The sequence below is a fragment of the Streptomyces niveiscabiei genome (assembly GCF_001419795.1).
In the GTDB taxonomy this organism is placed as follows: domain Bacteria; phylum Actinomycetota; class Actinomycetes; order Streptomycetales; family Streptomycetaceae; genus Streptomyces; species Streptomyces niveiscabiei.
In genome coordinates, this window is record NZ_LIRL01000341.1 from 1 (window position 1) to 9,787 (window position 9,787).

Here is a 9,787-nt window from a genome sequence, read left to right on the forward strand (position 1 = left end):
GTGTGGAGGCCGGGGTGGACGAGCGGGCGGGCGTGGGTGGCGGGGGCGCCCCGGTCGACGCCGGATGCGCACAGGGCGAGGGCGGCGACCGCGGCGAGGCCGGGGAGGCAAGCTGCGGGTTTGAGTCGGCGTCCGTTGCGCATGGTCCTACTGTCGGTTCGTCGCACTGAGGGCGCGATGTGCGGTGTGCCACTCGGTGGAACCAACGTCCCGGTCCGACCGTTTTCCGAGGTACACGCACGCGTGGCCGGTTTCGATCACCCGTGCGGGTGCGGCTGATCAAAAGGGCCCTTCCCCCACGTATTCATGGGTTCGAGAGAAAGGCGGCTCCGTGGACCTGCTCGACATCCTGCTGGTGCTGGTCGTACTCGCGTACGCCGGCTCCGGCTACCGCCGCGGCCTCGTGGCCGGCTGCGTCTCGCTCGCCGGTTTCGTCGGCGGCGCGGTCATCGGCGTCTGGGTCCTGCCGTGGGTGATGAAGCTGGTCACACCGGGTACGACAGCGGCGACGATCACCGCGGTGTGTACGGTCCTGCTGCCGGCCGTCGTCGCGCACAGCCTCGCCGGGCGGCTCGCCCTGCGACTGCGCCGCGAACTCGACCGGGGGCCCCTGCGCGTCGCCGACGGCATAGGGGGCGCCGCTGCCAACGCGGTCGCCGTCCTCATCGTCGCCTGGGTCGCGGCGAGCGTCCTCGGCGCGTCCTCCTCGACGCTGGTCACCTCCGCGATACGCGACTCCAAGCTCCTCGGCACGGTCCAGGACGCCATGCCCGAGACGACCCCCGCGTGGTTCTCCGACGCGACCTCCGCCCTCACCCAGGCCGGGTTCCCCCAGGTCTTCAACCCCTTCGAGAACGAGTCCACGGCCGAGGTCGCGAAGCCCACGGGCGACAGCGTCACCGCCAGCGCCACCAACGCCGCCAAGCTCAGCACCGTGAAGATCGAGGGCGCGTCCGGCGACCAGGGCCGCGAGGGGAGCGGGTTCGTCTACGCCCGCGAGCGCGTCATGACCAACGCCCACGTCGTCGCCGGCATCGACCGCCCCACCGTCCGCATCGGCGGCGTGGGCCGCTCCTACGACGCCCGCGTGGTCCTGTTCGACCCCGACAAGGACGTGGCCGTCCTGTACGTCCCCGGCCTGCGCGCCCCCATCCTCCGCTTCGACGACGAAGCGTCCCGGGGCGACCAGGCCGTCGTTGCGGGCTACCCCCAGGACGGCGACCTCAACCTCCAGGCCGCGACCGTCGCCAACCGCGTCAAGGCGACCGGCCGCAACATCTACAACGACGCCACGGTCACCCGCGAGATCTACTCCATCCGCTCCACCGTCCGCCCCGGCAACTCCGGAGGCCCCCTCCTCACCACCGAGGGCCGCGTCTTCGGCGTCGTCTTCGCCCGCTCCACGTCCGACGACGAGACCGGCTACGTCCTGACGGCCGCCGAGGTGGCGCCGGATGCGGAGAAGGGGGTGAACGCGACGGAACGGGTGCCGACCGGGGAGCTGATCACGTCCTGACAGTGACCGCTCCGAGGACGGAGGCGATGAACCTCGCCCTGCGCTTCCTCTACAGCCCCCGGAACCGCCACTGCCCTCGGGCGTGACGCGCCTGGGAGCGAGGTGCGCTTACCGCATTCGTGGGGTCACCGGCGTGGAGCAGAGCGAGGATCTCTTCCATTGCGGGCCGCTCGGCGGGGTTTTCGCTGAACGCCTGACAGATGATCTCGTAGACAGGGGGAGGGAGTCGACCTGAAGGAAAGAACGGTGGCTTGGGAATATCTCCCGCGAGAATGTGCATCATCCTCAGCTGGGTGTCCTCTACGGTGCTGTTCTCGTTGCGCTGGTCACCGGACACGGCAACGGCTGCGGTGACCGCGAAGGAGTACACGTCATTCTTGGTCCTGACCTGGCCGTTGAACCGCTCGGGTGCCATATAGCCGACAGTTCCCTCGGGTTCGCTCGCGCCGGTTCTCTGCGTGAGTCCGAAGTCGCCGATCACCCATCGCGACCCCAGCTTGAGTATGTTGGCGGGTTTCACATCGCCGTGGACGAGCCGCAGGGTGTGCAGGTGGCACAGGCCGGCGGCGACGTCCCGCAGCATTTCCAGAAGATCGCTACCCCAGAGCGGCTGTTCGCTGATGGCATCCCGCAGCGACAATTCCGCGAGAGCCGTACAGATATAGCTCCAGCCGTTGAGCGCACCGCCTTCCTGTGTTCCGGCGCTGCGGTAGGGCAGGAGATTCGGTGAGTCGAGCCCCGCCATCACCATCGCTTCGCGTGAGAAGTACACGTAGCGTTTGTCTCCTTGCGGAGGTTGAAGTTTCAGAGCGACTCGGCCGAGCGGGTTGCCGAAAGCGAACTCCTCCGCTTCCCAGACCACGTTGAGCGCACCGCGTCCGATCTCCCTGACGAGCCGGTAGCGTCCGTCGATGATTTCCCCGACCAGGGCGAGCGAAGGGATTTCGTCGCGTCTGATGAACGTGCCACCGCTCTCCGAGGGGAGCGGGATGAAGGTCGGGGGATTGGGGAATCGCCGTCGGATCGATGTGCGAGGAGCATCCGGGAGTTGCGGATATCCGTCCAGCAACTCCGCCAGAAAAGCCATGGCGTTACGGCACGCGGCCGGCTGAAGCATGGCGTCCTGGCCGGGCTCTTTGTCGAAGAGCCGGTCTGAGATACCCCGTACCAGAACCGCATGCGTCTCCGTGGGCCAGAACCGGGCGCCGGTGAGGAAACCAAGCCCCTCCATCTCCACGGCATGCGCGTCGTCGAAAGACGCTTTCAGGTAGGCGTGCAGCGCGGAGCGGTTCCCTGTATGGAGCTTGTCACCCGCCGCGATGGGGGCTACATGAGCCACTGGTGCCGGTCGGTGCTCAGCACGGGTGATCTTCTCGTGCCAGACCCCTTCCGCAGCCACCCGAAAGGCGAGCTGGACCAGGGTCCGGTCGGCCACCTCGATGGAGGGACGTCCCATCAGGCCCTCGTCGGTCTGTCTCGCGGATTCGTAACCGTAGACCTTCGTGGCGAACACGACGTCACCGAGACCGACGTCTGCCTTGAGGCTTCCCGCCGTGCCGACGAACGCGATGAGCGCGGGCCTCAATTCCTGCACGGCCTGACTCGCCTGGAGTGCCGCCGCGATGTTTCCCTGTCCGATACAGGTGACCCAGGCTTCCCAGACAGTGCTGGTTGTGGCGAGGTTCCCGACTGAATAGGGAGCCCCGGAGGACGAACGCGTCGCATGCACAGGCGTCAGAAATTCCCTGACCGCCGTGTATTCGGAAGTCGCTGCCGTCAGAATGACAAGCCGCGGTGCGCGGGTCGGCCATGGTCCCGTGCCGAGGAATCTTCCGGGGCCGTCGGCCTCGTACCTGTCCGGATCATTGTGGGCGCGTGCGTCGTGGGTCAAGGAGAAAATACCTCCCAGCGGATACCCGGCGCGTGATACTCACTACGCGCAGTCGGTCACCGAAAAGCCTACCGAACCACGGCCTGTCTCCACGCGTGACGGAGCAAGCCGCCTTCACTCCGCACAGAGGGCCGGCCAGTGGGGTTCTCCCCACCGCAGGACGGGGGTTGGCACGATGGCCGGGCAACTACCGTGAACGCCAAGGTAGTTGGTATGAGGCAACAGTCGGTCAAGGTCATCGGTGTCCTGCTCGCGGCAGCGCTCTGCGGAGGCGCCGCCGCCATCACCCCCGCTCAAGCAGCCCAGCAGAGAGGCAAGTTGAGCCAGCGGGAGTTGGCGGTGGAGGCCGAGCGGGCGTTGGTGGATGCCGGGTTCGTGGGGGTGTCCGTCGAGGTGCGGGACGGGAGCAAGAGGATTCGGGCCCGTGCGGGGACGGCGGAGCTCGGTACCGGGAAGCCGGTTCCGTACGGGGCCAGTTTCCGGGCCGACAGTGCCACCAAACCCTTCGTCGCCACCGTCGTGCTTCAACTCGCCGCGGAGGGGCGGCTGTCGCTGGACGACACGGTGGAGAAGTGGCTGCCGGGAGTCGTCGCGGGGAACGGGAACGACGGCCGCCGGGTCACCCTGAGGCATCTGCTCCAGCACACCAGCGGTATCCACAACTACGACTACACGGACGACATCGGCTACAACGCGAAGGCGTTCGAGGAGCACAGGTACGACCACCTCGCGCCGGAGCGGACCGTCGCCGGCGCGATGCGCAGCGCGCCGGACTTCCCGCCGGCCGATCCGCAGGACCCCGCGCCGAAGTGGAACTACTCCAACCCGAACTATGTGCTCGCCGGGATGGTCATCGAGCGGGTCACCGGCCGGAGTTGGCGGGCGGAGGTGCGCGACAGGATCGTCCGCCCGCTGGGGCTCACGGGGACGTACGCCCCCGGCGACGACCCCACGCTCCCCGAACCCCACGCCCACAACTACCACCGCTTCCCCGGCGAGAACGGCTGGACCGACACGACGGAGCGGAACATGTCCTGGGCGGACGCGGCGGGCGAACTGGTCACCACCAAACGGGACTTGGACCGTTTCTTCACGGCGCTGCTCAGGGGCCGCCTGCTCCCGCCCGAGCAGCTCGCGGAGATGAAGCACGCCGTGCCGGTCGGCGCGGACTTCCAAGTCCCGTTCCCCGGACTGCACTACGGCCTCGGGCTGATGCGCCAGCCGCTGACGTGCGGGGGATACCGCTGGGGACACGGAGGGGACGGCGACGGGGACTTCGTCCGGAACGGCGTGACGGAGGACGGCCGGCGCGCCGTCGTCATCACCGCGTCCGGCAAAGTCCCGCAGGACGAACCGCTGTTGAGGGCGGAGGCGCTGCTCCAGAAGCTGACGGACACGGCGCTGTGCGAGGGCGTCGGGTAAGACGGAACGGCCCCCGGCGGGGACAACTCCCGCCGGGGGCCGATCGGTTCAGGACCTACAGGCCGTAGCGCTCCCGCGCCTCCTTGACCGCAGTCGCCTTGATCTCACCGCGACGCGCGAGCTGGGCGAGAGCCGCGACGACGATCGACTGCGCGTCGACCCCGAAGTGCCGGCGAGCGGCCTCACGCGTGTCGGACAGCCCGAACCCGTCCGCGCCCAGCGACGAGTAGTCCTGCTCGACCCACTGCGCGATCTGGTCCGGCACCTGCCGCATGTAGTCGGAGACGGCGAGGACCGGCCCCTCCGCACCCTGGAGCGCCTGACGGACGTAAGGCACCCGGTCCTCACCGCGCAGCAGCGCGGCATCCGCCTCCAGCGCGTCGCGCCGCAGCTCGGTCCAGGACGTCGCGGACCAGACGTCGGCCGCGACCCCCCACTCCTCGGCGAGCAGCTTCTGCGCCTCCAGCGTCCAGTGGATCGCCGTACCGGAGCCGATGAGCTGGATGCGCGCGGCGTTGGCGGCCGGCGAAAGGCCCGCCGACTCCGCCGTGTTGAACCGGTACAGCCCCTTGACGATCGCCTCGTCGATGCCGAGCCCGGCCGGCTTCGCGGGCTGGGGGAGGGGCTCGTTGTAGACGGTGAGGTAGTAGAAGACGTTCGGGTCCTCACCGGGCGCGGCCTCGCCGTACATCCGCCGCAGACCGTCTTTGACGATCACGGCGATCTCGTACGCGAACGCGGGGTCGTACGTCAGGGACGCCGGGTTCGTCGCGGCGATCACCGGCGAGTGGCCGTCCGCGTGCTGGAGGCCCTCGCCCGTCAGGGTCGTACGGCCCGCGGTCGCGCCGATGAGGAAGCCGCGGCCGAGCTGGTCGCCGAGCTGCCACATCTGGTCGGCGGTCCGCTGCCAGCCGAACATCGAGTAGAAGATGTAGAACGGGATCATCGCCTCGCCGTGCGTCGCGTACGACGTCGCCGCGGCGATGAAGTCGGCCATCGAACCGGCCTCGGTGATCCCCTCGTTGAGGATCTGCCCGTTGGTCGCTTCCTTGTAGTACATGAGCTGGTCGCGGTCGACGGGCTCGTACGTCTGGCCCTTGGGGGAGTAGATCCCCAGCGACGGGAACAGCGACTCCATACCGAAGGTCCGCGCCTCGTCGGGCACGATCGGCACCCAGCGCTTGCCGGTCTCCTTGTCACGGACGAGGTCCTTGACGAGCCGGACGAACGCCATGGTCGTCGCCACGTTCTGCGTGCCGGAGCCCTTGTCGAAGGACGCGAACGCCTTCTCCGAGGCGGACGGCAGCGGCGCGATCGCGTGCGTACGACGCGCCGGCGCCGGACCACCGAGGGCCGCGCGGCGCTCCTGGAGGTAGCGGACCTCGGGGGAGTCGGCGCCGGGGTGGCCGTAGGGCACCTTCCCGTCGACGAACGCGCTGTCCGGGATGGGGAGTTCGAGCAGATCCCGCATCGTCTTGAACTCGTCCACCGACAGTTTCTTCATCTGGTGGTTGGCGTTCTTCGACGCGAAACCGCTGCCGAGGGTGTGACCCTTGACGGTCTGCGCGAGGATCACCGTCGGCGCGCCCTTGTGCGAGACCGCCGCCTTGTACGCCGCGTACACCTTGCGCGCCTCGTGCCCGCCGCGCGAGAGGTGGAAGCAGTCGAGGATCTTGTCGTCGCTCAGCAGCTTCGCCATCTCGACGAGCGCCGGGTCCTTGCCGAAGAAGTCCTGACGGATGTAGGCCGCGTCACGCGTCTGGTACGTCTGCACCTGCGCGTCCGGCACCTCCCGCAGCCGCCGGACCAGCGCGCCCGTCGTGTCCAGCGCGAACAGCTCGTCCCACGCCGTGCCCCACAGGGACTTCACGACGTTCCAGCCGGCGCCCCGGAACCGGGCCTCCAGCTCCTGCACGATCTTGAAGTTCGCGCGGACCGGGCCGTCGAGCCGCTGGAGGTTGCAGTTGATGACGAACGTGAGGTTGTCGAGGCCCTCACGGGACGCCAGCGTCAGTGCCGCCGTCGACTCCGGCTCGTCCATCTCGCCGTCGCCGAGGAACGCCCACACGTGCGAGGCCGAGACGTCCTTGATGCCGCGCGCCGTCAGGTAGTGGTTGAAGCGGGCCTGGTAGATCGCCGAGATCGGGCCGAGGCCCATGCTGACCGTCGGGAACTCCCACAGCCACGGCAGGCGGCGCGGGTGCGGGTACGAGGGCAGGCCGTTGCCGCCCGACTCCTGGCGGAAGTTGTCCAGGTGCGCCTCGGTCAGGCGGCCGTCCAGGAACGCGCGGGCGTAGATGCCGGGGGAGGCGTGGCCCTGGATGAACAGCTGGTCGCCCGAGCCGTCGGCCTCCTTCCCCTTGAAGAAGTGGTTGAAGCCGGTCTCGTACAGCCACGCGGCCGACGCGAACGTCGCGATGTGGCCGCCGACGCCGTACTTCGAACCCCGCGTCACCATGGCCGCCGCGTTCCAGCGGTTCCACGCGGTGATACGGCGCTCCAGCGCCTCGTCACCGGGTACGGACGGTTCGGCCGCCGTCGGGATCGTGTTGACGTAGTCCGTTTCGAGCAGCTGGGGCAGCGCGATGCCGGTGCCCTCGGCCCTCTCCAGCGTGCGCCGCATCAAGTAAGCGGCCCGGTGTGGGCCGGCCGCCTTCGCGACGGCGTCCAAGGACGCCTGCCACTCCGCAGTCTCCTCCGGGTCACGGTCGGGGAGCTGGTCGAGTGCGCTCGGCTGGATGGCGTTGGGGTCGGTCATGTCGCCGCCTTCCTCAGTCGAAGGGGGGTGCCCTTGGTCTTTGGCAGGACAGGGCTTCGGACCTCGGTGGAGGTCCAACGGGGACTCTAACCCCCTGATCGATGATCGATCAAAGGGTTGAAGGGCAAAACTTCTCGAACACGAGAAAGTAGGCACGGGGTGTCTTTTCGACCGGCACGCGGTGCCGCGCATTTTGACGGTTTGCGCAGGTGGGGGTGCGTTCTGTAGTTCGGCGACTGCGGGTGGTGGGTGGTTGCTCGCGCAGTTCCCCGCGCCCCTAAAAGCGACGGTCACTGTCTGTTTTTTAGGGGCGCGGGGAACTGCGCGATCAGCCACAACGAACCCGCACCAGCCATCGAACAGAACCAGGCAGGACCTACCGCTCAAGCACAACCGCGAGCCCCTGCCCAACACCGATGCACAATGTGGCAACACCAACCCCCCTCCCCTTCCGCGCCAGTTGATGCGCAACCGTCCCCGCCAACCGAGCCCCGGACGCTCCCAACGGATGCCCGATGGCAATAGCCCCGCCCTGCGGATTGAGCACCGCCGGATCAAACTCGGGCCACTCGGCCACACACCCCAACACCTGCGCGGCAAACGCCTCGTTCAGCTCCAGCACATCCAGATCCCCGAACCCCTTCCCCGCCTTGCCCAACGCCCGATGGACAGCCTCGACAGGAGCCAACCCGAAGTACTGAGGCGCGATTCCGGCAACCCCCACAGCCGAAACCCGGGCAAGCGGCTCACGCCCGGTCCGGCGAAGCCCCTCCTCGTCGACGAGCAACACCGCAGCCGCCCCGTCGTTCAACGGCGAAGCGTTCCCGGCGGTGACCGTCCCCCCTTCCGCCCGGAACGACGGCTTCAACTTGGCCATGGCCCCCAGCGAAGCATCCCCCCGCACACATTCGTCCGCCCCGAAAACCACCGCGTCCCCCTTCCGCTGAGGAACGGAAACACCGGCCAACTCGACGTCGAACAGCCCTTGTTCCCGAGCGGCAGAAGCCTTCTGATGCGACCCCAACGCGAACTCGTCCTGCTGCTCACGCGTGATCTTGTGCTTGTCGGCGATCAACTCGGCCGATTCCCCCAGCGGAATGGTCCACTCGGGCGCCATCCGGGGATTGACCATCCGCCACCCCAGCGTGGTCGAGTACAACTCCGCATTCCCCGCAGGGAACGGCCGATCGCTCTTGGGCAGCACATACGGCGCCCGGGTCATCGACTCCACCCCACCGGCGACAACGACAGACGCGTCCCCGACGGCGATGGCCCGCGCCCCCTGAACCACCGCCTCCAACCCGGACGCGCAGAGCCGGTTGACGGTCACCCCGGGCACACTCACCGGCAACCCGGCGAGCAGCGCGGCCATCCGCCCGACGTTCCGGTTCTCCTCGCCCGCCCCGTTCGCGTTCCCGAAGTACACGTCCTCCACGAGCCCGGGGTCCAACTCAGGCGTACGCCCGAGCAGTTCCCGGATCACATGCGCCCCGAGATCATCGGGCCGCACACTCGCCAGCCCTCCGTTGTACCGCCCGAAGGGCGTGCGGACCGCGTCGACGATGTAGACGTCCTTCATCCCAGACCCTCCGTCACGATCACCTTGGCCTCGGTCTTGGCCACGATCTCCTCGGCCGTCACTCCGGGAGCGGTCTCGACGAGCACGAGCCCGTCCCCGGTGACGTCGAGGACCCCCAGGTCGGTGATGACCCGGTTCACGCACCCCTTGCCGGTCAGCGGCAGGGCGCACTGCTCGAGAATCTTCGGCGAGCCGTCCTTGGCCGTGTGCGTCATGACGACGATGACGGTCCGCGCCCCGTGCACGAGGTCCATCGCCCCGCCGATCCCGGTGATGAGCTTCCCGGGAATGGCCCAGTTGGCGAGATCCCCGCCGGCGGAGACCTGCATCGCCCCCAGCACGGCGACGTCGATGTGCCCGCCCCGGATCATCCCGAAGGACAGCGCGGAGTCGAAGAAGGAGGCCCCCGGCAGAACGGTGACGGTCTCCTTGCCGGCGTTGATGAGGTCCGGGTCGACGGCGTCCTCGGTGGGGTAGGGCCCGGTCCCGAGGATGCCGTTCTCCGACTCCAGGATCACCTCGACGCCGGAGGGCAGGTAGTTCGGGATGAGCGTCGGCAGCCCGATCCCCAGATTGACGTACTGTCCGTCCCGCAGCTCGCGCGCGGCCCGCGCGGCCATC

At 68.5% G+C, this 9,787-nt stretch carries 6 protein-coding genes; 2 read left to right on the forward strand and 4 right to left on the reverse strand.

The genetic code is table 11. The features are described from left to right. Nucleotides 1-331: 331 nt before the first annotated feature. Entirely contained in the window at nucleotides 332-1,516 is a 1,185-nt protein-coding gene (locus AOK24_RS17425) for a MarP family serine protease (protein ID WP_055720995.1), read from the forward strand. 49 nt (nucleotides 1,517-1,565) lie between these two features. Here AOK24_RS17425 and AOK24_RS17430 read toward each other — a convergent pair whose 3' ends face one another. Continuing rightward, a complete protein-coding gene (locus tag AOK24_RS17430) occupies nucleotides 1,566-3,407 on the reverse strand; it encodes a protein kinase (RefSeq protein ID WP_079056858.1) in 1,842 nt (613 codons plus the stop codon). 213 nt (nucleotides 3,408-3,620) lie between these two features. Between AOK24_RS17430 and AOK24_RS17435 the strand changes: the two genes are divergently transcribed. Further along, entirely contained in the window at nucleotides 3,621-4,829 is a 1,209-nt protein-coding gene (locus tag AOK24_RS17435; RefSeq protein ID WP_055720997.1) for a serine hydrolase domain-containing protein, read from the forward strand. A 55-nt stretch (nucleotides 4,830-4,884) separates the two neighbouring features. Here AOK24_RS17435 and aceE read toward each other — a convergent pair whose 3' ends face one another. The 3 genes from aceE to AOK24_RS17450 form a co-directional block, all read right to left on the reverse strand. Beyond that, nucleotides 4,885-7,587: a pyruvate dehydrogenase (acetyl-transferring), homodimeric type gene (gene aceE, locus AOK24_RS17440; protein WP_055720998.1), complete on the reverse strand. Its 2,703-nt coding sequence runs from the start codon at nucleotides 7,585-7,587 to the stop codon at nucleotides 4,885-4,887. A gap of 376 nt (nucleotides 7,588-7,963) precedes the next feature. Beyond that, nucleotides 7,964-9,166 (reverse strand): thiolase family protein, encoded by a 1,203-nt coding sequence (locus AOK24_RS17445; RefSeq protein ID WP_055720999.1) that lies wholly within the window; start codon nucleotides 9,164-9,166, stop codon nucleotides 7,964-7,966. Further along, complete coding sequence (locus AOK24_RS17450) at nucleotides 9,163-9,786, reverse strand: CoA transferase subunit B (protein WP_055721000.1); 624 nt, start codon at nucleotides 9,784-9,786, stop codon at nucleotides 9,163-9,165. Before AOK24_RS17450 ends, AOK24_RS17445 begins: the two co-directional genes overlap by 4 nt. Nucleotide 9,787: the final 1 nt, after the last annotated feature.